Source organism: Adhaeretor mobilis, assembly GCF_007741515.1.
Lineage (GTDB): Bacteria > Planctomycetota > Planctomycetia > Pirellulales > Lacipirellulaceae > Adhaeretor > Adhaeretor mobilis.
In genome coordinates, this window is the sequence record NZ_CP036263.1 from 5,759,720 (window position 1) to 5,782,904 (window position 23,185).

Sequence of the window (23,185 nt, forward strand, 5' to 3'; positions counted from 1 at the left end):
CAAAGAATCTCAGATTTCTCCGCCGAGATGGCCCCGCGTCACAAGGCATCCGAGGATCTAAGCCGGAGTGTTTGAGCACCCCGGCCGCTACTGGATGGGCTACTTCCGTGGCTTCAACGAGCCATCCTCAAGATCTTGCCAATATCGGGCCACCGCACTGCGGCGTTGACTAGCGGTGCGTTCGGGGCGATAGCCGCCCAGGTTTTTCTTGCCAGTGATCTCGTTCAAGTTATGCAGCGCGAGCACGCGATAGTCGAGCTGGTCCGAATCGAGCCGACGAATCAACTGCGGCAGCGCGCCTTCCTTGCGCTGCTCGGTCGTGGAACCAATTGCCGACTGGTCGTAGCCCAGCAGCATCTCCATCAAGTCTTGTGCTTCGCGATTGCCGCGCTGTTTGGTAAAGTCCTCGTACAGCGAATCGGCTGCCTGGGGATCGCGAGAGATCGCCTCGCGCATGGTCCTAATTAACAGGTCCCAGTTAGCACGCTGTTTCTCATCGTTCAGTGACTTTACGAACGGCTCGAACACACCCACGTACGCACCGCTTTCCACCGCAAGACTGCGCACTTCGCTACGTCGTCCCAACTGACGCGTATCGGCTAGTTCCAAGAGGCGAATGTTCACCGGTTGTGCCGGAGTCAACGCGTCTGCCACGATTTCAGCCGCGCGACGTTCCAGTGCGGTCACTGGTTCCTCATCGACCCACTCAGGAAAGTCTTCCATGGGTTTCACTGCGCTATCGACTCCTTGGAGCGTGCTCCAAGTGCCATCGCCCGTGGCCTCCCTGCCGTCCCACTTCACCGAACCGCCCGTGAGATACCAACTCAATTCCAACGGACCCAGCGACTCGAGGTCAGATCCAGGGACAAAAAGTCGCCGCGATTCAACGGCAAGCGTTGTGGAGGGACCCAAGTCTAGCACGCGAGTTTCATTGCCCGTGGTGAGAGCTATCTGATTGCCCTCCAGGCCAGAAACTAAAAGTAATCGGCCATACACCAAATCTAACGCAACGTCAGTGGCATCTGAATCCCCAGGAACGACCGGTAGAAGGGTAACTTCGGTACCACCGCCCAAGTAAGCATTCACTCCACCGGCGAGCACGGCATGCGCCCGAAACTTCGGCAGCACGAGTATCTTCTCGTGTGTGGCGAGCGCGCTGCGATTGGGCAAGCGTCTCCATACGGCATCGCCCGCATCCCAGCGAAGCAGCACGTCTTTATTGCCCAAGTAATTGCCAATTTGCACCGGCCCAGCAGGCACGTCTGGCACAGCACGTTCTTCGTCGATGTCTTGCGATTCGGCGGTCCCTACTTCAGCGGGCGTCCCATCAGTCATCGCAACTTCGCCAGTTGACCCTGAAGCGGTTTCACTAGATTCTGCTTCGGCAGTTGTCGGAGGAGTCGGAACCGGTGGCGGAGTACCCCCACTACCTTCCGCGCGAGTCATTGCTTGACCGTCAGGTCCGCCTCCGGTGGCTGCTTCCTCCTCCGGCTCCTCTTCGAAGTCCGGCACATCGAGCGGATCAAGTCCTACAATGTCGCCGTTGCCATCGACCCGTACAGCGGGCTCACCAGTTTCCGCCCCGGCCGTCTCTTCCATCGGCACCGTTTCCTCTGGAGTTATGTCAAATCCGTCCTCGCTCGGCTCGTCCTCCGTAACGATTACGTCTTCGCCGTCTACTGACTCGCTTTCCGCAGCGATTGCGGTTTCGCCGCCACCCGACTCAGCAGGTTTGACTCCAGGAACAAACGGCGGCGGAGGCCCATCACTCGCCACACCAGGAACAAACGGTGCTGGTGGTCCCTCGGGAGCTTCGCCAGTTCCAGTTCCTGTTCCGGCGGCTGGCGTTTCGCTCATCTCAGGTTCATCAATCTCGATTCCTTCTTCCAGCAGTTCCGAGCCTCCCATGTCAGCCACTGCGCCTGGGTCCTGCGGCTCTTCTTGCGGCCAAAACAGATAGGCACTCGCCGTGCCCAACACCAGTAGCGCCGCCACCGCCAATTTTCGATTCCGGCTCCTCCGCTCAACATCGACAGCAGCTTGGAGGTAGTCCGGCACTGTTTTGCTATCCGAAGGCTCGTCTCGAATGGCCGCCACTGGTGGTGCCGCGCTTGCCGCAGGGGCGACTACAGCTGGAGCTACCGGAGGCGCGCTCGCAGCTGTCTGAACTTCGGGCGGGGCATGTCCTGGCTCGATGCGCAGCTTCTCGCCAATCGGATCCGATGCCGAGCCCGCCAGCAATTGCTCGGCACGCTCCTTCAATTCGTACATGCGTTGCCGCACATCCGGCGGCACATCGGCCGGCTCGCCGAGCACCATGGTTAGAATGTGATGGCAGGAAGCAACTTCCGCCAATCGCATATCCGCATCGTTACCCATTTCCAGGGCTTGTCGCTCGAAAACCGCCACTTGCTCGGGAGACATCGTGTTATCGAGATACTCCGCCACCGCGTTCGCATCCAAATTGGGCTCGCCACCAAGCACCTCATCGTTGTCGCCCGCATCTACCTCAGGAGCGCCGAGCTTCTGGCGGCGGACGGCATCGCGCGTGCGATGGATCAGCTCAGTCGCGAAGTCGCTCGATTCGATCTTGCGACCCAATTCCTCATGGTCAGCCGGATCGAGAATATCGTCCATGTAAGCAAGCAAAGTGCGGAGAGTAAGACGCATAGTAGGGAGTGAGGTGTTAGGTTGAGAGGGAATAGGTAATAGGAAAGTCGCAGAGCAGCCAATTCTCTAGTCAGGTTGTTCCCTGAAACAGATAATAGCCGGCGAGCCAACGGCTCGCCGGAGAACTGCTACAACGTCCCGCTACCAGTAATAGTGGGAACCCCGAGTAGTTTTCGTGCAAAGAAGTGCGGAGAATTATTCTGCGTAGACACAACACGTGCCGACGAGAGAACTTACGACGCGGCCACAGTTTTGCGAGAGACGTAAATCCGCCGTTTTCCGCTTCGTAGCGGGAGCGCCTGCGGAGTGGCTTCTGACGGAGTGGCTTCCGACGGAATGGCTTCTGAAATGGCCAGCAGCTTCACTGGACTAGGAAACGCGATCAGCGCAAACAGCGAAAGCCCAATCTGGAACGCCGCGATGAGCCCCGGATGCGGCAAAGTCGGCAACGGCACCTGCGGCTGCCGGAACAGCACCTCCCGCCGTTCCCAACCATCGCTCGTGCGAATCCAGTCCGACGGTCCCAGGGTCGCAATACCGTAGCCAAGAAATTCCCACGAATCACCAGCGGCACGCAGTCGATCACCATTCTCAAACTGCTGCACCACGCCCGCCAAGCAGCAGACCGTCAGCAAAGTGATCAGGAATCGTCGCACGTGTGGCACCTCACGAAGAAGAAAGAAAGGCCAGAAGTGGCTGACTCTCCTATCTGCAACGCCCATGCCGGGGCAGAAATCCCTATATTCGCAGTGCCGATCTTCGGAACATGATGCAGAAAAGCAACGCGGCCCGTAGCAAGTTCACCACGAACAATCATGACGGTTCTAGCCCGGCTCGTCACGATGCCGCGTAGTTTCCCCAATGGCACAATTAAGCCCTCACCAACCCAACGGCACCGGGACACGGTGCGGGCTAACGGTTCCTGGCGTCACACGGCCAACCACAAACTCAACCAGGCCCACATACTCGTTATTGCTGTCCAACTCATTTTCCGAACCGTAACGCAATGCCTGCTTAGAGTTACGGCACGAGTTACCTGGCTTGCTGCGCACGTTGCGAACTGGCGTGTACAATAGAGTCTTGTCAGAGAGGTGCCTGCGAACACTCGTTCCTGGCCTCGTATTCGCTCCCAACTCTATTCCTAATCATGAACAGTTACCCCCGCGATCGCGTTGAGCGACTTCGTCGAGAAGCCGAAGGCTATCTCGAACTAGGAATGCCCCAGCAGTCGTTTCAGGCGCTCCAACGTCACGGCAAACTCGTTCATGGCGACGCCCGCGTGTGTTACCTGATGGGCGAGTCATTGCGAGAGTTGCGCCGACACAGCGAAGCGATCTTTCCGTTGCGTCGCAGCCTGGAATTGATCCCCGACAGCATGCACACGAGCCTCTCACTCGCTTGGTGCTACAAACGGGTCGGCAAGCTGGACCGCGCGATTGACGCGTTGGAGCATGCAGTGCATCTGGAACCTGGTGAAGCGATCCTGCACTACAACTTGGCCTGCTACTGGAGCCTCGCCCAGAACCGCCGCCGCGCGCTGCAGCATTTGGCGAACGCATTAGAAATCGACGGCAACTTCCGTGACATGGTCTACGACGAACCTGATTTCGATCCGATGCGTGCGGACCCGTTGTTTCGGAGTTTGACCGGGGTGTAGGGTCCGCTGTGCGGACCTTTAAGCCTCAACTCTTCAGCATTTCGCCGTCGGAGCTTGCTCCGCGCTTGGCTTGTACTCCCTAGAAGTTACTCTTTTGACGGGAAGAGCACAGAGAATCGCAAGGTAGTCTCTGGCATGAAACCTCTCTTGATGCGAACACTGCACTATCTGATCGCTATGGCAGTCTCGTCGCTTGCAGCTTGGATTGTGCTGCAATTGCTCTACTGGGAACGAGGCTTTGCAGGCCTCTATGCGTTTAGAGACGGGCTCTGCATCGGTGCCTTCGTACTACTCTTCCTCTTTGCCATTGAAACGCTGTTGCTGAAACGTACTTCACAATCAAAACAGCTATTGATGGTTTCTGCGGCAACGACGGCTGCGATCTACTTTGTTTGGCATGTCTTATTGATGGCTTGAACCTGCAAAGGGTACCACATCAGCCGCCACGCCAAACAAAAGCAAAAACCCCGGCCGGCGCCGAAGCACCGACCGAGGCTTTGAAGGGGTACACACACTTCTTCACTCTCTCACTCTCTCGTCACTCAACTCTAGACTCTCAACGCTTCTAATAGTTGAACTCCAAACCAGCCTGCAAACCGTGCAGGAGGATCGAGCCATTCGTGTTCACATAGTTCGCTTGAGCGGCATCAATATACGCTCCAGGCACCTGCTCAGTAGCCAGGGCAACGCCCGTCACACCGAGTGCACGCCAACCACCGTACAGGCGCGTGTGGCAAGTGCACTGGTAGCTCAAGCCGGCACGAATCTCGCCAACGAAGGAAATGTCATCCTTCATGGCGTTCACGTAGAAGCTTTCGCCACTATTAGCGAAGGTAACATCGCCGGTTGGCGAGTCAAAGTATTGACTGGAGCTTACGTCATTACCATAAATACCACCGTTGACACCGAAGTTCAGCCCCCACTTGCCCGCGCAACCCAGGCGATAGATGCCACGGCTACCCAGTTGGAAACCATACAATCGGTTCTCCACATCGGAGTGGTAGTCCATGAAGCCAGTAGCAGCCGTATTGGTGTTCGTGAAATCAACACCGTACATGAACGATTCGTTGATCTCCATATAGCGGAACCCGAAGATCGAAGTCAGCTGGAAGCGAGGTCCGCAGCCACAACCACAGGCTCCAACGCCGCACGTGTCGCATGCCTCAGCAGCACAGCCACCAGCGTCGCATCCGCCAGTTGCACAACCACCGGCACCGCAACCACCACGTCCGCGAAGGCGCCCGCCAAGTCCGTTGCCAAGGCCAGCACCGTAGCCGTAGCTAGGTCCAGCAGCGATGCCAACTCCGCCACCGAATCCGAACGTTGAGACACGCAGCAAATTCACTTCCGCACTGAGCAGTTCAAACGAATTGCGAACACGAGCTAGGTCAACACGAATTGGGTCGCCATTGTCAGGCTGGACTGGTGGTCCGTAGTCAAAGTAATCACCCATCGCACGGTCGCCCGTACCGGGATCGTAACGCAAACCTTGGAAATTCATCATCGAGTACATGCGATTGGTAGCGCTATCAACCTGGAAAGCCGTCTGATCGTCCTCGAAAATCTGCCAGTAGCCAGCTTCGACACCCCAGCGTGGTCCACAGCCGCAAGGATCGCAATCCAACCACCTGCCAACGCGCGCTTCAAAGCCGCCTTGGTAGCCCGTCTCAATGTCCTGCGTGGACAGCGTGATCGCGTCTGAGGTAGGGTAAGAACCAACCGGCATCGCGTCGGCACCGATAAATACCAGAGGTACCTTGTCCTGGCGATCACGTTCCATCAGCAGACCATAAACACCACCGAACCAGTTGCCGCAACCGCGAACACCGCAACCGCCGCATTGGCCGCAATCGTCACACTGACCACAACCGCCAAGTCCGTGACGCACTGCAGCAGCACCTTGGCCGTAACCAGAGCCAAAAGTGTTGTAGCTACCACCACCGCAGTCAGCAGCGCCGTAGGCAGTTCCGCCCATGGCGTAACCGGCACCGCAGTTGCCAGTCGAGCAACCAGCAGCAGCTGTTGGTGCGTAGTAGTTTGGTGCAGGTGCCGGAGCTGGCATCGCGTAGTTTTGTGCTGGATTGCCGGCACTTGCATCGGCAGGCACTGCAGGTGTCGGTGCGGGCAATGTGCCTGGTTGGGCATTGAAATTCATTGCCACGCGAGGCGCGGGCCCCTGCGGGACCACATAGCCTTGCTGTGGGGCTACATAGCCCTGTTGCGGAGCATACACAGGCTGAGCCTGGTACTGTTGATACTGTTGCTGAGCTTGGGCAATTGTGCTCCCAAGCAGGGCGGCCGATGCCGTTAGCAGGCCGAGCCCAAATAATTTGGATACTCGCATCTTCACGCTCTCCTTAGTGTGTGTGTCCCGTTGTAGCCACCGGTGACTTGGCAGCATCCATCTGCCAGCGGGGATTCGGTTCCATGCCCGCGTGCGCCGCACTCAGGCCTGTTCGATACATTTCAGAAGGACTCACCGCCCGTCACTTTGCAGCGCATGTGTTTCCATCCATTTACGCCATCGACCAGGAAGGTCCGTTAGAATTGGCACAGGTGGTACCGCGAGACAGGTTTTCCAGAACGCCGCACGAGCAATCCGCACAGCCGGAAAAGCTTAACAGGCACGCACTGCGCAGCCCGCAGGGTTTACCAAGCGGTCAAGAAAAAAGGCGACAAGCAGAAAGAAATCGGCCGCCAAGGCGCCAGATGCGCGCACTTGCAGAATTCGCCGCAGAGCTTGCTCCGCGCTGGGGGTTGGGCGCTGGGCGCTGGGCGCTGGGCGCTGGGCGCTAGTACTTGGCTACTATGCGAGAACGAGCGCCTAGCGCCCGACAACCAGCACCCCAAAGGCCGCTAAGCCGCAAGCGGCAGTATGGAGGATTTCGCTGAGGGATTCACCACATCCGCATATAGCGCGATCACTTCTTTCGCCAGCTGCGCGTAATCTTCTGCTCCAGCGGATTGCGGTGCGTATTGGAAGATCGACTGCTCATGACTCGGCGCCTCGGCCAAGCGAATGTTCCGTCGGATGGGGGTCTCGAACAGCCGCACGTCGCTCCAGGCGGTGTTGCCCGTTGCCGCTTCTTGAAAAAATGCTGCTACGTCGTCGCTTACTTCTGCTGCCAAACGCGTGCCCGATTCGTACAGGCAGCGAACCACGCCGGCCAGCTTCAGTCGATCGTTCAATCGCCGGCGCACCAGGTCAATCGTCTGCAGCAATTTACTTAACCCGTGCAAAGCCAAATAGTGCGGCTGCAATGGCAAGAACACATCATCTACGGCGCTCAGGGCGTTGAGCGTCAAAATGCCCAGCGAAGGTGGGCAATCAATGAGCACAAAGTCGAGGTCCTGCTTCATTTCGGCCAATGCATCGCGGAGGATCACTTCGCGACCCACCACGCCAGCAAGTTCCACTTCCGCTGCCGCCAAATCGATATGCGAACTGGCCACCAGCAGGTTCTCGCCCACTGGCTGCCACACCTCATCCAACGGCACATCGCCGGTCAGTAGCTGATAAGTCGTAGGCTTGGGATCCGCTTCGCCAGGCGCCGGGCCGACGCCCAAATGCAGCGAAGCATGCGCCTGCGGGTCGAGATCGATCAGCCCCACGCGATAGCCAGCCTCGGCCAATGCCGCGCTCAAGTTCACTGCGGAAGTGGTTTTACCCACGCCCCCTTTTTGATTGATAATAGCAATCGAACGCATAGCGTGCCTCGAAAGAAATGGAATTAGCGCCGCGGATTGTAGAACCCACGCGTAAGCAATCCCAGAGCATTCAAGCAAAGGTGCTAGCAAGTAGGGTCCGCTGTGCGGACCAGCGAATCGTTTTGGGTGCAGGAGGTAGGGTACTGCCGAGTGGAGCGAGGCATACCATGAACGAGGGTTCGGTACGCCTCGCTCCACTCGGCAATACCCTACAAGACACGCGAAATCACAAGGGTAGCAAGCTACCCATGCCACCCATCAATTACTCGACCTTCCCAAAATACTCGCTCGTCATACGATCCAAATTCACCGCCGGCGTCACCAGCACGCTCTGCCCGTCGCCCGTGACGCGGCCCCAGTGCTTGTAGCCTTGATCCAACAGAATCGTCAGCTGCTGCTCTCCGCCGGAGAAAACCAGTGCCTGCCGCCAGCGATCTGGGTTCGTGCTGATCTGCTCCTCGCGCTGCTCGTTCCAATGGAAATTCCGGTCGAGCGTCATCGCATTGCGAAAGTGGACCATGCCGGGCTTGCCGGTGAGTTCGTGGCGGGCGACGACTTTGAATCCGCCCGGCCAGTCCTTAGCGTTCTCACGGCTACCCAACTCCAGCAGTTCTACGTGCGATTGCTCAGCGACGAGACGGGCCCCCTCGGCCCCCCAGAACTTCACACAATCGTCGGTCGAGCTAACCCGAAACCAAGCCCCCCCCGCCGCCACTGCCGCCGCGAGGCCCACGCAGACGAGAATGGCCAAACGTCCACTGATCTCGGGTGTATGAGGCACTGGTTTTTGGGCGCTAGGCGCTGGTTGCTCGTCGATCACAGATTCCCCTTTCGGCATTCCCCTTTCCCCTTTCGTATACGCTTCCGCCTTCGGTTCAATTCACTATACTATGGGGCTCACTTCCCTCGAACCACCCTAACCACGCCCCCTCCCCCGCTATGGCCGATAAGTTTGATCCCTACCGCGAAGCCCTGGTCATGGAAACCGAAACTGAGTGGCCCGACGCCTACCTCGAGCGCGACGAGGCCGAGCTCACTAAACTAGCCATCGCCTTGCACGCCACGGCCGAAGAGGCCAGCGAGATCCAATACGTGCGCATGCACACCGGCTTCTGTCGCAAGATCGTCGCCACTGAGGAAGACATCGAGCGGGTTTCATCTTAATTTTTACGCAAAGATGCAAAGAACGCTAAGAATCGCAAAATAGGGTGCCGTGAGCGACAGCGAAACGCACCAAGAACTGACAACGCTATCGATGGTGCGTTTCGCTAAAGCTCACGACACCCTACATGATCAGTGTTTATCCGTGTTCATCTGTGGTTCCGAATAGTTTCTTTACGATTCTCTGCTTCCTTCGCTTCTTTGCGTCAAGTCATTGTTGCCTCACCATGAACAAAGAATCCAACGTCCGTGTCAATCTTGCTGAGCGCAGCTACGATATCGCCATCGGCAGCGGCAATCGTCAACAACTAGCCGAATTCCTGCGCGAGCGCACTCAGCGCGAGCATGCCGTCATCATCACGGACTCCAACGTCGATCAGCTCTACGCGGATGCCCTCGGCGATGTGCTCACTGCCGACGGATGGGAAGTGCAGGTCCTGATCGTCGAGCCCGGCGAACCTAGCAAGTCAATCGAGACGTGCGAAGATCTCTGGGAAACGATGCTCAACGAGGGGGCCGATCGGCATTCCATCGTCGTCGCCGTGGGGGGCGGAGTCGTCGGCGACTTGGCTGGCTTTGTGGCCGCTACGTTCACACGCGGACTGGAATTCTTCCAGGTGCCCACCACGCTGCTCTCCCAGGTAGATAGCTCGGTGGGTGGCAAGACGGGTGTCAACCTGCCCGGCGCGAAGAACATGGTCGGCTGCTTCTGGCAACCCCTCGGCGTGCTGATCGACGTGGAAGTCCTCACCACCCTGCCCGACCGCGAGTACCGTGCCGGTCTAGCCGAAGTCGTTAAGTACGGCGTGATTCTCGACGAGCCGTTCTTTGCCTATCTGGAAGACAACGCCGAGGCGATCAATGCAAAAGACCCCGCTGTGCTCACAGAAATCATCCGCCGCAGTTGCGAGCTGAAAGCGAAAGTCGTCGAGGCAGACGAGCTGGAAGCCGTCGACATGGCCAGCAAATTCGAGGGTGGCAAGCTCAGCCGAGCCATACTCAACTACGGCCACACCTTCGCCCATGCGTTTGAAGCGATCACTGGTTACGAATCAATGCTTCACGGCGAAGCGGTCGCCGTCGGCATGCGTTGCGCCGCCCGACTCGCAGAAAAACAGGGGCGCGTCGATGCCGAGTTCGTGCAACGGCAAGACCTCCTGCTAGCCGCCCTCGGCCTGAGCGTCTCCCCGCCTGAAGCGGACCCGGAAGACATTCTGCATCTGATGTCTCGCGATAAGAAAAGCGACAGCGGCGCGATCCGCTTCATCCTGCCCACCAAGATGGGGCACGTCGAGCTCGTGAGCGATTTCCAGAGCGAAGATGTGATTGCGTCGTTGAGTTTCTAGCTCTGCTGTGCATTTTGGCGGCGCTTTGTTATCAACGAATCTCTCGAATGACCCGAATGGGGTTTGAAGTGGCGACGTGAATCCTCAAAGGTTTCTCGCAGAGGACACCGAGTTATAGACGCATCTAACCACACGGAGTGTGGTTGTACTGTATCACCACACTCCGTGTGGTTTGAAGCGTCGAACAGCCTTTGCCGTAGTGCTACTGCCCGAACACGGCAGCTTTCTCCTCGATCAAAAGTTCGTTAATCTTGCCAAGTGTTAGTTGCGTTCCGTCTTTGGAACCCAGATTCACGTGCAGCAATTGCCGCCCTGTCATTTCGTTGCCAAACACGCGGTTCAGGGCATAGGCGGCAGCGACTTTCACTTCCTGACTGTCACTATTAGCTACAACACTAGAGAGCATCTCGTGTGCTTGCACGGCAACCTTGCCCAGGGCGGCAAGATTGCGAATCACTGCGAGTTGATGTTCCTCAGTAGCTGCCTCATCGGGAGTTTTCAGTTCACTGAGCATCAGCTTCAATACTTCCTTCGCGCCTCGACTTTGGTTGACCTTGTCTAAAAACCTACGCATCTCTGATCTTGATTTTTGTGAATCGGAAAACGTCAGCTCCATCAACTCAGGGCCGATACCCGTGACATTGACTAGTGGAATTAGCACACTTGGGTAGGAACTCTTCTTAAACCTCTTAAGAATATGTTGCACGACTTCCTGTCGATCCTCGTTGCTGATTGGCATCCCGTCTCCGAGATAGTACGCCTGGGCATCTCCGCCATCTCTGGATTCCGAGAGACAAACCTTCTTGATTAACCCTAACGCCTGCGCTCGCTGGCCTTTGGCTTGCACCCTGGAAGCGGCACTCAGGATGAGAGAACTCCACTCAGGCGGGTTGGCATCGTATTCTTTTTCCAGTCGATCCAACCAATACTTGGAGTCGATGCTCTCAAGCGACTGAACTATTGCTGCTGAAAGCTTGGTCTGTGCTTGACCCGTGCTGGGGAAATCATACTCCCCCGCCACATCCAAAATCGCCTCGGCCGCTTCTTTGCCTTTGCCGGTGCGACCAAAGGCGGCCAGCGCTTGGATGGCTTCAATGCGGCGTTCGGTACTGAGCTCGTACTTCCAGAGATCGCGCCAATGCTCGAACGGTTGGCCGGCGTAGAGGTAAGTGGGTCGGGCGTTTTCTCGGTCACGTTCTGCTTTGCGAATCTCTTCGTCGCTTTGTTTGCTCCCCTCGTCTTCGGAAGTGTGCTTAGCGATAAAGGCTTCTAGCTCAGCGACATCCGGGCCGCCTGAGTATCTAGCAACTTCTTTTCCATCTTTAAAGAATGCGAAATACGGAACTTGCTGAATGTCAAATTTCTTCGCAAGTCCGGGCTCTCTGGAGACATCCACTCTCACCAAGTCAAAGGTAACTTTCTTTCGTTGCTCCGCCTCTGACATGGCTGCGTCCATCACGCGGCAAGGACGAGAATTGAGCGGTGAGCCAAAGAAAAGAAATCCTGTTGAGCTTTCGTATTGTCGTTTTTGATTTGATACCAGCGGCCAACCATAGTGCGATTGTTCTGCTCGGGAAAGTTGACCAAGCTGTGAAAACGATTCGAACTCCTCCTGCGCCTCCTCCAACTGCTTCGCTTGTTCCTTTGCTTGGCGGCGTTGCTGTATCGCTTTCCACGCTTGCAGGTTCGGTTCAATCCGCCCGGTGATGAGTTTATCGTCGGCTCTGTACTTGAACGACTTCTCGCCGTCATATTCGATACCGTACCCAACACCGATTTCATCAGATTCCGCACCTCCAAATCCTGCTCCCGAGTCTTGTGGTAGAGAGGTTTTGACTTTTCGGATCACATAGTATTTCAGCGGTGAAAGCTCATCGATGTCATCGCGCTCGAAGATGGTTCGCACATCCTCCAGCGAAGTCGTCGGCCACACGTGCAAGCCGACTAGAAGGTCTCCCTCTTGGAGGGTGCCGCTCAGACCGTTGCGGCTTGCGTCGGAGATCTTTAATCCGCCGTCAAAATACATCGCTTTTGCGCGAGCCAATTCCTTAACGTCCAGCTTCTCGACTTCCACATTGAGCAGCTTAAAAACCAAGTCCGCGGCCCGTTGTTCTTCGAGGGTTGGGAAGGGGGAGTTGGCGGCGGTGGCGGGTTTTAGTGGAGTTTGCTCTGTGCTCTCGTTTACCACTTCAACATGGCTTGTCATTGCTTCGTTGATTTGCTTGATCAGCTCGGGATGTTTGTCAAAGAGGGCAACCTTCTCTTTGACCATGTTGCTAATCTCCTTCCTTATCTTGGAGCTTTGCGTATAGAATCTCTGTTCTACATTGTGATCTGAGGTGCCCAGCGCCTTGAGCATTCTCATTCGTTCTTCGTTGATCTTTTCAATTCGTTCTTTAGCAGCTTTGATTTTCTGATCTATCTCAGCGAGCTTTTCTCCGGCAATGGCAAGCTCCGCATTCTTTGTGTTCTTCGTGTCCTTGGTGGTTTCTTTTTCCGTCTTGGTATCCTTCTCTCCGTCGCTACTCAGGCCAGAGGCATGAGCTACTGTTTTCGTCTCGTGCGCAACGCTGCGCAACGCAGGTTGCCAGAGGACAATACTAACGACTGCTACGGCCGCGAAGCCGGCTAGCGTGACGGTGGATCGCTTGACGAGCATGGGTTCGTCCTCCAAGTTGAGGATACTGCGAATGCGACCGGCGAGCGGGTGGCGCGCCATTGCGGAAGCGGCGAGAGTGGGGGGTAGTTTCGCGTGTTTAGAATTCCCTCTGGCGGCGGCGAAGTCTACGAGCAGCTCGGCATACGCTTGCGGCCGGGCCGTTCTAGCTACCACCAGTGCATCGACGCACTGTTCGCGATCGATTCGAACCTGTCGGCTCAGCCACCACACGCAGGGGTGGAAGAACAGGAGCGATTCGATGATGCGCTGCGCGAGGTTCACCAAGTTGTCCCAGCGGCGCACGTGGGCTAGCTCGTGGAGCAGGACCATTTCTAGTTGCTCGGGCGACCAACCGGTGAGCGCGGCCGGGGGGAGTAGGATCAAGGGGCGAAGGATGCCAATAAGCACCGGCTCGGCGAGGGCATCGCAGATTTTCACGACAACCTTCCTCGAAACCTGAAGTGTCTCTGCAAGTCGTTGGCAGGTTTCGTTTACCGCTACGCCCATCTCACCAAATGAACCCATCGGCTTCGCCGCGCGGCGTAGACGCTCTGAACCAACCAGCCCCGTGACCAGCAGCGCAAACGTAAGCGGCGTGCCAACGATCCAGAGCCAGGGGAGGAGTGGGATGAGTTTGTAGTGTATTGCCGAGGTACGAGGCATACCATGTTCCTGGCTCATGGTATGCCTCGCGGAGCTCGGCAGTACCGTACGAATATCGTTTGCCGCCGTCGTCGATGTGTCGCTCTGCTGCTCGGGAAGTTTGGCTAGGTCGATCACTAGCGGCTGTCGTTGCGCATTGAACTCTGGTTGCAACTCTACAGGTGTTTCAGGAGTCGCGACTTCGATCTCAACGAGCGGCTTAATTCGCGACGATAATTCAATCGCAATTCCCACTGGCGCAACGGCGAACACAACGAGCGTGAGTAGCGAGATTGCGTAACGCACGCCGGGCCGCTTGCGGCTTAGCGGCCCCGCAAGCAAGCGTAGCGCCGCCCCTACCAGCGCCACGACGGCACCGATCCACAGGAAGTGCAACATCGTCCAACCGGCGATTTGCCACACGTGCATTTGGATGAGAGTGGACATAGTAAAAGAGGAATTAGGGTTTAAGGGTCAGTTTGTAGGGTATGTCGAGTGGAGCGAGGCGTACCATGAACAAGGGGCATGGTATGCCTCGCGGAGCTCGGCAGTACCCTACGGTTGCTGGTTACTTCTTTCGTTTCTGATCGATCAACGTTCGTAGTTCTTTCAATTGTGCATCACTCAGCTGGCCGCCTTCAACTAGGTGCGTTGCTAGGCGATCGGCAGAGCCGTCGAAAACGCCTTCGACCAGTTTGCGGACCATGCCGCGGGCAGTTTTCTTTTGCGTGATGGCTGCCGCCCAGGTGGCGCCGCGGCCTTGGCCGGTGCGTTTCACGAGGCGTTTGTCGAGCATCACGCGCAGCATCGTGGCGACGGTGGTGGTGGCGACCTCGCGTTGTTGGCGGAGCTGTTCGCAAACATCGCTAAGTGACGTTGCGCCGGTGCTCCAGAGCACGCGGAGGATTTCTAATTCGCCATCGGTCGGCTGATTCGCAGGAGGACGAGCCATTTGAGTGAGAATATAGGTGTTAGGGAATAGGATTTTAGGAAGTAGGGTTCAGGCGGCGGACTACATGGCCACGCTGCTTTCGCTAATTCTATCGAATTAGAACCATGCGTGTCAAGCGTTTTTGTAGGGTCCGCTGTGCGGACCAAAATCGAAGGTTCCGATGCCTATGGACCGGAGGAGCAAGCCTGGGGACTGGTCCGCACAGCGGACCCTACGGTTTTGAGGCTCTTTTGCGAGATGCTAGGCAATGCTGCGTTCACAAGGGCAACAAGTTGCCCATGCCACCCTTTGCAGGCAACGGCCTACTCAAAGAGAAGCACGGAGAAGTCGATTGCCGCTTGTGGGCTAGCGGCTTTTTCAGAGGGCGCTGCTAAGCCGCGAGCGGCGGGGAGGAAGCGCTCAACGCTTACGCCCCAAGCGTCGCCAGCGACTGGTGGAGTGGCGACGAGTGACTTCCAAGAAATCGCCGCTTCGACATGCCAGTGGTTGTCCATTGGTTTAGCGGCAACGAACCACTCGGGGTTCCACGTGGCATCGCCCCAGCAGGCATCGGTGGTCCAACCGCGATGGTCGAGCGTTAGCTCGTACGCGCTCTGGTAGTCGCGATCAGTGTCGAGCCGAATCGTTACGCGGTCGTGCTCCGATAGATCCGCATCGCGAGGGCGCGGGCGCACGTTGGGCGTGTAATCGCATTCAGCATCGCGTTGTGCGCGAAGTGCTATGTAGAGATACTCGTCATCGTAGGAAAAACACGCATCAACCGCTTGCGGCTTTGTTGTCGCTACGTAGAACCGTTGCCAGCACTCGTCGGTGGTCTGCCCATCGAGTAATGGTTTGCTTGCCGTGTAGTCGCAAGCGACTGTTGGTATCGGGGAGGGAACTTCCTCTTTCTCACTGAGCCAATTCTCCATATCGACGCGATCGCGCCAGGCGTCACCAGGTGGGCGATGCTTCAGCTTTGTGAAATGCCCGATGGCTGCTTTGTCTCGGCCTAGCAGGCGCTCAAGGGTTCCTTGCTGCCACGTGAGTGCGGGGCTCGCCAACTGTTCTTTGTTCTGCTGAAGTACTTGCGCGGCGAACAGGCTGGCGTAGGTGAGCATTTGCTTGTTGGTTGGTTGAGCTTCCTCTGAGACCGGCATGGCTGAGGTGAGCCGATGGGCGTGAGAGACCTCTCCGCTCGAGTAGGTTTGCACAAGATTGAGTAAGGCATGAGGCGCTTCGGGTGACTCTGGAAACTTTTCCAACAGCGTACGACGACACTCGCAGGCCAGATCGATTTCACCTGCAGCATGCCACTCTAACGCCATCTCCGCGAAGAGCGTTGCCGAAGATTCCTCGGGCAAGTCGCGAGCCAGTTGGAGTAACATCGCCACCGAGGCAGCGTTAGCACCACGACTATGAACGATGTGGCGGATACGTGTGCGTTGAGCTCTATCCGCCTCACTTGCGACGAGGGAAGTCGAGTGGCTCGCTTGCTCAATTTGCTCCTCAGCAATCGAGCCGTGAGCAGCGATTACGAAGAGAAGCAATACAGCGAGAGTTCTTAGGAGCAAGGACATAGTGAGGGGATTCTATCGCTGAGGAAGGAATTGACCTAGATGGATGGGCCGCTAGGCCGCCAGTGGCTATGGATTAAGACGATTATGCTAGCAGTAGGGTCGGCTCAGGAGTCTGCGGTGAGCTAAGTTTAGGTAGCCCTGTGGATTCAAAGCTCCTTCACATTCAAGGCCCGGCGGTGTGTAGCACCGTGGTTACTGCCCTATGCCCACTATCAACTCCGCACCTACTGTTGCCGCCACGAAACCGAGTAGTCCGCCGCTTGCGACTTTGGTGCGGCGCAGCTCATCGCTCTATACGTTGCCTGCGGTAGCGGCAGAGGTGCTACGGCTGACGGAATGCCCTCAGGTTGATGCGCAAGCACTGAAGGAATGCATCGAGCGAGATCCGGCGCTCACTGCCAAGGTTTTGCGGGTGGTGAACAGCTCGCTGTTTGGTCTTTCCAGTGGCGTGAGCGACTTGAATCAAGCAGTCGCCATGCTGGGTGTGAAACCGTTGAAGCTGCTGGTACTCGGGTTTTCTCTTCCTGAGAATCTATTCGTCAACGTCGCAGCCGAGGAATTGCAGTGGTACTGGCGAACGACCCTCGCTCGTGCGGTTGCCGCCCGCGAAATCAGTGAACATGTCTTCGGCAAGAGCGGCAACGATGCGTTTCTCGCTGGCCTGCTACAAGGCATCGGCATCTTGGCGTTGTTAGGAGAGCTGGGAGCGACCTACGCAGAGTTCATTAGTCGTGTTATTGCTGAGCAAGGGGATTTGAGTGGCATCGAGGATGCCGCACTAGGATTTGATCATCGTGAGCTCACCGCAGCGCTGCTTACCCAGTGGCGATTGCCGAATAGTTTGGTCGATGCAATTCGCCAGCCGCGAGTGATTCGCATCTTGGCACGAGGGACAGACGATGCGCACCGGCTACGGCAATCGGCTCACTTGGGCGATTTGTTGGCTCAGCTTGTCGCACAGCGACGCATCAAAGTGTTGCCAGAGTTGCTGGAAGCGGCTGATGCGTATGCTGGGTTGAATCGCGATCAGCTGAATGCGCTCGTTGCGACGCTCCAGGAACATGTGGAACAACTGGCCGACGTATTGAGTGTGTCGTTGCCCGAGCAGACCGACTATCTGGAAGTCGTGGCCGAAGCACACGAGCGTCTCGCGGGTGTTGCGGAGGAAACGACCAAGCAACTGGGCCCCGTAAGTGCTGACGACGAGATGGGCTCAGCCGAACTGGCGGGCAAGACGGCACTGTTGCAATCGGCCGTGGCGACGTTGGCGGAAACACCTGATGTTGAGCAGGGAGATTCGCAACTGGATTCAGATTCGCAAGAGCCTGCCGAGAAGGACCAGAACTGTGCAAGAGAGTCAGCTAAGCCGCAAGCGGTGGCGCAAAGCTTTGAGAATCGACTTACACTGACGGTTGGGCAATGTCGAGCAGCGCGACAACCGTTGAGCGTGATTTGGTTGGCGGTGGAGGCTTCGCCATCATTGGATTCGAAATCACTGGCGGTTCTGAACCAGTTATTCGACGCGGTTTGTCGGCAAGTAGATCACGAGGGCACAGACTTCAGTGCGGTAGAACCTGCCACACGTGCCGTACTGCTGGCAGACTGCGAACGGAGCGAGGCGATTGACTTGGCTCACCAAGCACTGCAGCGATTGCGAAGCGTATTGAAGCAACTGGCAGCGGGCGGGAAGCTACCGCCTTGCACCCTGAGCGCCGGTGTGGCGACGGTGGCACTTGCGCCGAAGAATTTCCCACCGGCCGCACTCTTAGAAACGGCACAACGCTGCCAAGCTGCGGCGCAGGCTGCCGGAACGGTGAAGAGTCTAGAAATTTGCTGAGCTATTGGGTCCGCTGTGAGCTTGTGAATTATTCAGCTACCTACTCGGCAGCTAAGAATTTAGAATCGGTGACTGCTTTGATTCTAACATGCTTTGCGATGGAGGTTCTTGATGGAACGTACCACACAGACCGGCACGGCCCGTTTTCAGCGTGCTGAGCGACGACAGATCGAGTTTCGCCCGCTCGCACTCGATCACTTGCTTGCTGAAGATCACGCAGCGCGACTGATTTGGGCCTACGTGGAAGGACTCGACCTGACGCTCTTGTATCAGAAGATTAAGGCGGTGGATGGGAATGCTGGTCGCAATCCGATCGATCCAAAGATTCTCCTCTCGTTGTGGCTCTTCGCCACCGTCGAGGGAGTCACCTCCGCTCGTCGACTCGCTAAGCTCTGCCAAGAACACTTGGCTTACCTGTGGATCTGTGGCGAAGTGAGCGTGAATTACCATACGCTGAGCGACTTTCGCACCCAACACCATGAGTTTCTCGACGACCTGCTCACTCAAAGCGTGGCCACGCTGCTGCACCAGGGACTCATTGAACTCAACAGCCTGGCCCAAGACGGGATGCGTGTTCGCGCATCGGCCAGTTCGAGTTCCTTCCGCAGGAAGCCCACCCTCGATGAATGCCTCGCCCAGGCGGAGCAACATCTGGAAACACTTCAGAGGGAGAGCGAAGAAGATGTCGGGGTTGAGAACCGTCGTGAACAGGCAGCACGGGTGCGTGCGGCTCGTGAGCGGCAGGAGCGTATTGAAGCGGCTTTAGAAGAGCGTGAAACGCTCGTTCCGAAAATGGAGCGTCGTAAGAAGGGTTCTGGTAGCGAAGCACGCGCTTCGACCACCGACCCCGAAGCACGCAAGATGAAGATGGCCGATGGGGGCTTTCGTCCGGCCTATAACGTACAGTTTGCGACGACGACCGATACGCTGGTGATTGCTGGTGTGGATGTGGTCAATGCGGGGACTGACGGTGGTCAGATGAAGCCCTTGATTGATCAACTTGAGCGGCGCTACCAGCAGGCTCCCGAGCAGTACCTGGCCGATGGGGGCTTCGTGAAGCTGGACGACATTACTGCCCTTGAGCAGGCGGGTATCACAACGTACCTGCCGATCATGGAGCAAACACGTAAGGAGTCCAAGGGGATCGACCCGTTTGCTCCGGTGAAAGGCGATAGCGAAGAGGTCAAGCGGTGGCGTGCCCGGATGGGCACTTCCACAGCGAAAGAGATCTATCAGCAGCGCAGTGCGACTGCTGAGTTCCCCAACGCCGGCTGTCGGAATCGGGGGCTGGGTCAGTTCCCGGTTCGAGGGTTGCTGAAAGCCAGAGCGATCTGTTTATGGCAGGCACTAGCGCACAACTTCCAGAGAACACTTGATTTACGGCGGCAAGCGACCGGGTAAGCTTGTGATGATCAGGCAAGGATGCCAACGCCATCGGGTCGTCAGCATCCCAAGCAACTTTAGCAAACAGGGGTGTTTAACAACGACACAACCAACCTTTCAAGAAAGAACCCCCGAGCACTAGGACCTCAGGCCCGGTTGAGAAAAATTCACGGCCTCTGTGCGGACCAACTCTTGAACTCACAGTTCCTGCCTGTTCGGCGGGCTCAGCTCTGCTCACGGTAAAAAAGATCAAGAACTGGTCCGCACAGCGCACCCTACGGTGAGTTCGTTGCAAGTCTCTTTTGCGGCTTCGAGTTTGTCTGCTTGAATTGCTTCTGTTAGTTGATCAAGCAAGCCGACTTGGCGCAAAGTGAACGGAATGGGCTCGTCTGCTTTTGGCAGAGTGGGGATAAGTCGCTTCACGATCTGTTCGATCAAAACGGGGATGCCTTCGCCGGTGAGCGCGGAGGTGGCAACGATTGGTAGCTCGGGCTTGGTGGCCTGAGTCGTGCCATCGAGCTGGTCGATTTTGTTCGCGACGATTAACGGCACGAGATTGTTCGGCGGAGACGCCAGCGCGGGTCCGAGTAGTTCTTGGGATTCCTTGGCGACTGACTTCTCGATGTCACTGCCTGCTTCCACAACCCAGAGGACCAAGTCGGCCGTGGCGATCGATTTCCTCGCTAGCTCAACGCCAGCGGCTTCGAGTGGTTCCTGGGTGGTGCGCAAGCCGGCGACATCGATGAGTTCCACCGGCCAACCATCCAGCGCGGTGGTCGCGGTGACGACGTCGCGTGTGGTGCCAGGTTGATCGAACACGATGGCCCGTTGGTATCCGAGTAGCGCGTTGATGAGGCTGCTCTTGCCAACATTAGGGCGGCCAGCAATCACGACTTTCCAGGGTTTCGTGAGGTGCAGGCCGAAAGGGATGCGGGCCTGCAGGTTTGCAATGCGTTGCAATGCTTCGCTTATGTTCTTCGCTGCGATTTCACTTGCAATGAAATCGATTTCGCTTTTCAGCGTGCCTCCATCCTGCTGAAGCAGCACGGCCGAGGTCTTGAGGGTGAGCGAATTGGCTAGGGCGATCTGGGCTTCGGCGGCGATTCTGTCGGCACTCTCTTGCTCTAGCCACTGTTGCCAAGGAATGATCTGGCAACCGGCATCGGCCAATTGTTGCGTGATTCGTGCAACTGCTGTGGGGCCGCCGTGGCACTGGACTTCAGTGGTGGCTCCAGACGTGCGACAGACGATCACCTCTTCGCGGTGCCCCTGTTCATCATGCCAGTGACCAAAAGTAATTCGACCAGTAACTTGATCGCCGAGAGGATGTCCGTTGGCGGCAACGAAAGCGGAGTCGATTGCGCTTAGCGCCGCCTTTCCCTTGGCGGCAATAACAGCGACGGCGGCACGACCCGCGGGAGTGAGTACGCTCGCGCAGTCTTCGCAGGGAATAGAATTGTCCGCGTCGATCACAGTGTCTCCCGCGGCGCTCACAAGGATCTCGCCTTGGAGCTTGCCTTGGAGCTTGCTGTCCAAATTCCTGACAAGACCAACGCTGGTTCACTACGAAGTTGACGCTTCTCTATCTCCAGGTGTTTCGCCAACAACGGCGCGTCGCCGCCGGTGAGAATCACCAGGGGGGGCGTTGTTTGCGGCGAAGCCGCCAGTGTTCTGCTCAGCTGATTCGTAAGTTCACGCACCGCACCGATGGTTCCCCAATAGATACCCGAGCCAATCGCTTCTTGTGTGGTACGACCAATCGCTGCGGGAGCTTCTTGCTTGGAATCGATCGCGATCTGGGGAAGTGCTGCGGTGCCTTGCTGCAATGCTTGACTGGCGAGCTGCATGCCCGGCAGGATGGCGCCGCCTTGAAACACGCCCTCTGTATCCAAAAGATCGACCGTGATCGCCGAGCCTGCATCGACGACGATTGCTGCTTCGTGAGCGCGTCGTAGTCGATTGGCAGCAACCACCGCGAGCAGCCGATCGATGCCTACTTTTTCTGGCTCGTTGATATTCGCCTGTAGTGAGAGTGATTTCTGCGTGAGCACTTCCAGTGGGCCGATGCCGGATCGCTTCAGGCCTAACTGTAGATCCCCGAGAACCGACGGATGAACGGAAGCCACGCTGCAGGCGAGCGTAGTGCCCTCAACGGACTCGCACTGTACTTTGTCCACAAAGGCACGCACTTCGGCGAGCCACTCACGCACGCTGCGATCGCGATGCACCACGCTTGCTACCTCGTCAGGCACTGCCAGTGGCGGCGGGGCGATGGGCAACATCGTCTGGGGCTTGTCTTCGCACGCAGCAGCTGCGCGAAAAAGCCCAAGCTTCACGCGGGAGTTTCCGACATCGATGGCAAGGAGATCAAGCATGGTCGAGGAAACCACTGAGTGTCGGAATTGGATTTACCACAAAGGACACAAAGATACTTCGTGTCCTTTGTGCCCTTTGTGGTTTAACTATTCGGAGTCTCGGCCAAAACGGCATAGGTGCGATTCATTAAGTCATTCAATCCCTCGCCGGTGACTGCTGAGAAACGCAAAATGTCTTTGCCGGTTAATTCAGCGAGCTTCGCTTGCACCTCGGTCGCGTCGGGCAGTTCGCACTTACTGACGGCAATGATCTCTGGACGGTTGGCGAGATCCACGTCGTACGCTTCCACCTCTTGGCGGATGGCTTGGTAGTTTTCGACGGGGTCGGTACCATCGACTGGGGTGGGCTCGACCAAATGGACGAGCACGCGGGTCCGCTCTACGTGGCGGAGAAACTCGTGCCCCAGGCCCGCGCCTTCGGCCGCACCTTCGATGAGGCCCGGGATGTCTGCCATGACGAGGGTACGATCGATATCGATCTGCACGATGCCCAAGTTGGGGATTTTCGTCGTGAACGGGTAGTCGGCAATCTCTGGGCGGGCGCGGGAGACACGACTGAGCAGCGTGCTCTTGCCGGCGTTCGGCTTGCCGAGCAGGCCGACATCGGCGAGCACTTTGAGCTCAAAGGTCAGTCGACGCGCTTCACCGTCGCCGCCGCGAGTGAACTCGCGCGGCGCTTGGTTGGTGGCAGACTTAAAACGTGTGTTCCCTTTGCCCCCCTTGCCACCACGGGCTGCGACGACTTGCTCACCAGGGGCAGCAAGATCTTTCAGGAAGAAGTCACCCTTCTCGTCGATCACAACCGTGCCGGGCGGAACATGGATGACCAGATCGTCGGCGTTCGCGCCGTGACATTTCTTTCCTTGCCCTGGCGTGCCCGACTTGGCGCGCCAATGCTTGCGATGCGTGAGTTCGGAGAGGCTATCGACGCCTTCCTCCGCGATGACAATCACACTGCCACCGTTGCCGCCATCGCCGCCATCAGGTCCGCCGCGTGGCACGTACTTCTCACGCCGAAAGCTCATGCAGCCATCGCCCCCACGGCCCGCTTCGACATCGACGGTAACTCGGTCTATGAACATTGTGTGGGCACTGGTTACTGGGCGCTAGGCGCTGGTTACTTGTTGGCGGGTTGGTGTACGGGGTAAACGTAACATTAGGAAACCAGCGGCTAATAACTAGCGCCCGATAACAAAAAAGGGATGCCACCGGGTTCGGCGCATCCCTTCGTTTGGT

Annotated in this window: 17 protein-coding genes; 6 read left to right on the forward strand and 11 right to left on the reverse strand. The window is 57.2% G+C overall.

Translation table 11 applies throughout. The features are described from left to right. Positions 1-99: 99 nt before the first annotated feature. Both HG15A2_RS22710 and HG15A2_RS22715 read right to left on the reverse strand, forming a co-directional pair. The gene (locus HG15A2_RS22710; protein WP_145063620.1) at positions 100-2,670 is read right to left on the reverse strand and encodes a hypothetical protein; all 2,571 of its coding nucleotides are present in this window, start codon (positions 2,668-2,670) and stop codon (positions 100-102) included. A 233-nt stretch (positions 2,671-2,903) separates the two neighbouring features. Then, positions 2,904-3,326 (reverse strand): hypothetical protein, encoded by a 423-nt coding sequence (locus tag HG15A2_RS22715; RefSeq protein ID WP_145063621.1) that lies wholly within the window; start codon positions 3,324-3,326, stop codon positions 2,904-2,906. A 491-nt stretch (positions 3,327-3,817) separates the two neighbouring features. Here HG15A2_RS22715 and HG15A2_RS22720 point away from each other — a divergent pair, with 491 nt between their 5' ends. Both HG15A2_RS22720 and HG15A2_RS22725 read left to right on the forward strand, forming a co-directional pair. Further along, a complete protein-coding gene (locus tag HG15A2_RS22720) occupies positions 3,818-4,327 on the forward strand; it encodes a TPR end-of-group domain-containing protein (RefSeq protein ID WP_145063623.1) in 510 nt (169 codons plus the stop codon). Between the two features lie 135 nt (positions 4,328-4,462). After that, complete coding sequence (locus tag HG15A2_RS22725; protein WP_145063624.1) at positions 4,463-4,744, forward strand: hypothetical protein; 282 nt, start codon at positions 4,463-4,465, stop codon at positions 4,742-4,744. Positions 4,745-4,892: 148 nt separating this feature from the next. Here HG15A2_RS22725 and HG15A2_RS22730 read toward each other — a convergent pair whose 3' ends face one another. The 3 genes from HG15A2_RS22730 to HG15A2_RS22740 form a co-directional block, all read right to left on the reverse strand. After that, positions 4,893-6,671: a BBP7 family outer membrane beta-barrel protein gene (locus HG15A2_RS22730; protein WP_145063626.1), complete on the reverse strand. Its 1,779-nt coding sequence runs from the start codon at positions 6,669-6,671 to the stop codon at positions 4,893-4,895. A 512-nt stretch (positions 6,672-7,183) separates the two neighbouring features. After that, complete coding sequence (locus HG15A2_RS22735) at positions 7,184-8,035, reverse strand: ParA family protein (protein ID WP_145063627.1); 852 nt, start codon at positions 8,033-8,035, stop codon at positions 7,184-7,186. Positions 8,036-8,297: 262 nt separating this feature from the next. Then, positions 8,298-8,873 (reverse strand): hypothetical protein, encoded by a 576-nt coding sequence (locus HG15A2_RS22740; protein ID WP_145063629.1) that lies wholly within the window; start codon positions 8,871-8,873, stop codon positions 8,298-8,300. Between the two features lie 101 nt (positions 8,874-8,974). On the opposite strand from HG15A2_RS22740, the gene HG15A2_RS22745 reads away from it, so the two are divergent. After that, positions 8,975-9,199: a hypothetical protein gene (locus HG15A2_RS22745; RefSeq protein WP_145063630.1), complete on the forward strand. Its 225-nt coding sequence runs from the start codon at positions 8,975-8,977 to the stop codon at positions 9,197-9,199. Between the two features lie 224 nt (positions 9,200-9,423). Next, on the forward strand, positions 9,424-10,542 hold the full coding sequence (gene aroB, locus HG15A2_RS22750) for a 3-dehydroquinate synthase (protein ID WP_145063632.1): 1,119 nt from the start codon (positions 9,424-9,426) through the stop codon (positions 10,540-10,542). Between the two features lie 202 nt (positions 10,543-10,744). Here aroB and HG15A2_RS22755 read toward each other — a convergent pair whose 3' ends face one another. The 3 genes from HG15A2_RS22755 to HG15A2_RS22765 form a co-directional block, all read right to left on the reverse strand. After that, on the reverse strand, positions 10,745-14,290 hold the full coding sequence (locus tag HG15A2_RS22755) for a M56 family metallopeptidase (protein WP_145063633.1): 3,546 nt from the start codon (positions 14,288-14,290) through the stop codon (positions 10,745-10,747). A 121-nt stretch (positions 14,291-14,411) separates the two neighbouring features. Next, complete coding sequence (locus tag HG15A2_RS22760) at positions 14,412-14,795, reverse strand: BlaI/MecI/CopY family transcriptional regulator (RefSeq protein ID WP_145063634.1); 384 nt, start codon at positions 14,793-14,795, stop codon at positions 14,412-14,414. A gap of 302 nt (positions 14,796-15,097) precedes the next feature. Next, positions 15,098-16,354, reverse strand: coding sequence for a DOMON domain-containing protein (locus HG15A2_RS22765; RefSeq protein ID WP_145063636.1), 1,257 nt, complete (start codon positions 16,352-16,354; stop codon positions 15,098-15,100). 202 nt (positions 16,355-16,556) lie between these two features. Here HG15A2_RS22765 and HG15A2_RS22770 point away from each other — a divergent pair, with 202 nt between their 5' ends. Continuing rightward, complete coding sequence (locus HG15A2_RS22770; RefSeq protein ID WP_145063637.1) at positions 16,557-18,191, forward strand: HDOD domain-containing protein; 1,635 nt, start codon at positions 16,557-16,559, stop codon at positions 18,189-18,191. A gap of 111 nt (positions 18,192-18,302) precedes the next feature. Further along, entirely contained in the window at positions 18,303-19,592 is a 1,290-nt protein-coding gene (locus HG15A2_RS22775) for an IS1182 family transposase (RefSeq protein ID WP_145056780.1), read from the forward strand. 231 nt (positions 19,593-19,823) lie between these two features. On the opposite strand, the gene HG15A2_RS22780 is transcribed toward HG15A2_RS22775, so the two are convergent. The 3 genes from HG15A2_RS22780 to obgE form a co-directional block, all read right to left on the reverse strand. After that, positions 19,824-21,110 carry a GTPase gene (locus HG15A2_RS22780; RefSeq protein WP_145063638.1) on the reverse strand — a complete coding sequence of 429 codons (1,287 nt, stop codon included), beginning with the start codon at positions 21,108-21,110 and terminating at the stop codon, positions 19,824-19,826. Then, positions 21,065-21,949: a type III pantothenate kinase gene (locus HG15A2_RS22785; RefSeq protein WP_145063639.1), complete on the reverse strand. Its 885-nt coding sequence runs from the start codon at positions 21,947-21,949 to the stop codon at positions 21,065-21,067. Before HG15A2_RS22785 ends, HG15A2_RS22780 begins: the two co-directional genes overlap by 46 nt. Positions 21,950-22,032: 83 nt before the next feature. Beyond that, the gene (gene obgE / locus HG15A2_RS22790) at positions 22,033-23,031 is read right to left on the reverse strand and encodes a GTPase ObgE (protein WP_145063641.1); all 999 of its coding nucleotides are present in this window, start codon (positions 23,029-23,031) and stop codon (positions 22,033-22,035) included. Positions 23,032-23,185 lie beyond the last annotated feature (154 nt).

Coding starts and splice junctions, on each gene's coding strand:
- HG15A2_RS22745 (WP_145063630.1), top strand. CDS start 8,975: ATGGCCGATAAGTTTGATCCCTACCGCGAAGCCCTGGTCATGGAAACC.
- HG15A2_RS22775 (WP_145056780.1), top strand. CDS start 18,303: ATGGAACGTACCACACAGACCGGCACGGCCCGTTTTCAGCGTGCTGAG.
- HG15A2_RS22755 (WP_145063633.1), bottom strand. CDS start 14,290: ATGTCCACTCTCATCCAAATGCACGTGTGGCAAATCGCCGGTTGGACG.
- HG15A2_RS22735 (WP_145063627.1), bottom strand. CDS start 8,035: ATGCGTTCGATTGCTATTATCAATCAAAAAGGGGGCGTGGGTAAAACC.
- HG15A2_RS22720 (WP_145063623.1), top strand. CDS start 3,818: ATGAACAGTTACCCCCGCGATCGCGTTGAGCGACTTCGTCGAGAAGCC.
- aroB (WP_145063632.1), top strand. CDS start 9,424: ATGAACAAAGAATCCAACGTCCGTGTCAATCTTGCTGAGCGCAGCTAC.
- HG15A2_RS22730 (WP_145063626.1), bottom strand. CDS start 6,671: ATGCGAGTATCCAAATTATTTGGGCTCGGCCTGCTAACGGCATCGGCC.
- HG15A2_RS22765 (WP_145063636.1), bottom strand. CDS start 16,354: ATGTCCTTGCTCCTAAGAACTCTCGCTGTATTGCTTCTCTTCGTAATC.
- obgE (WP_145063641.1), bottom strand. CDS start 23,031: ATGTTCATAGACCGAGTTACCGTCGATGTCGAAGCGGGCCGTGGGGGC.
- HG15A2_RS22725 (WP_145063624.1), top strand. CDS start 4,463: ATGAAACCTCTCTTGATGCGAACACTGCACTATCTGATCGCTATGGCA.
- HG15A2_RS22740 (WP_145063629.1), bottom strand. CDS start 8,873: ATGCCGAAAGGGGAATCTGTGATCGACGAGCAACCAGCGCCTAGCGCC.
- HG15A2_RS22770 (WP_145063637.1), top strand. CDS start 16,557: ATGCCCACTATCAACTCCGCACCTACTGTTGCCGCCACGAAACCGAGT.
- HG15A2_RS22710 (WP_145063620.1), bottom strand. CDS start 2,670: ATGCGTCTTACTCTCCGCACTTTGCTTGCTTACATGGACGATATTCTC.
- HG15A2_RS22785 (WP_145063639.1), bottom strand. CDS start 21,949: ATGCTTGATCTCCTTGCCATCGATGTCGGAAACTCCCGCGTGAAGCTT.
- HG15A2_RS22760 (WP_145063634.1), bottom strand. CDS start 14,795: ATGGCTCGTCCTCCTGCGAATCAGCCGACCGATGGCGAATTAGAAATC.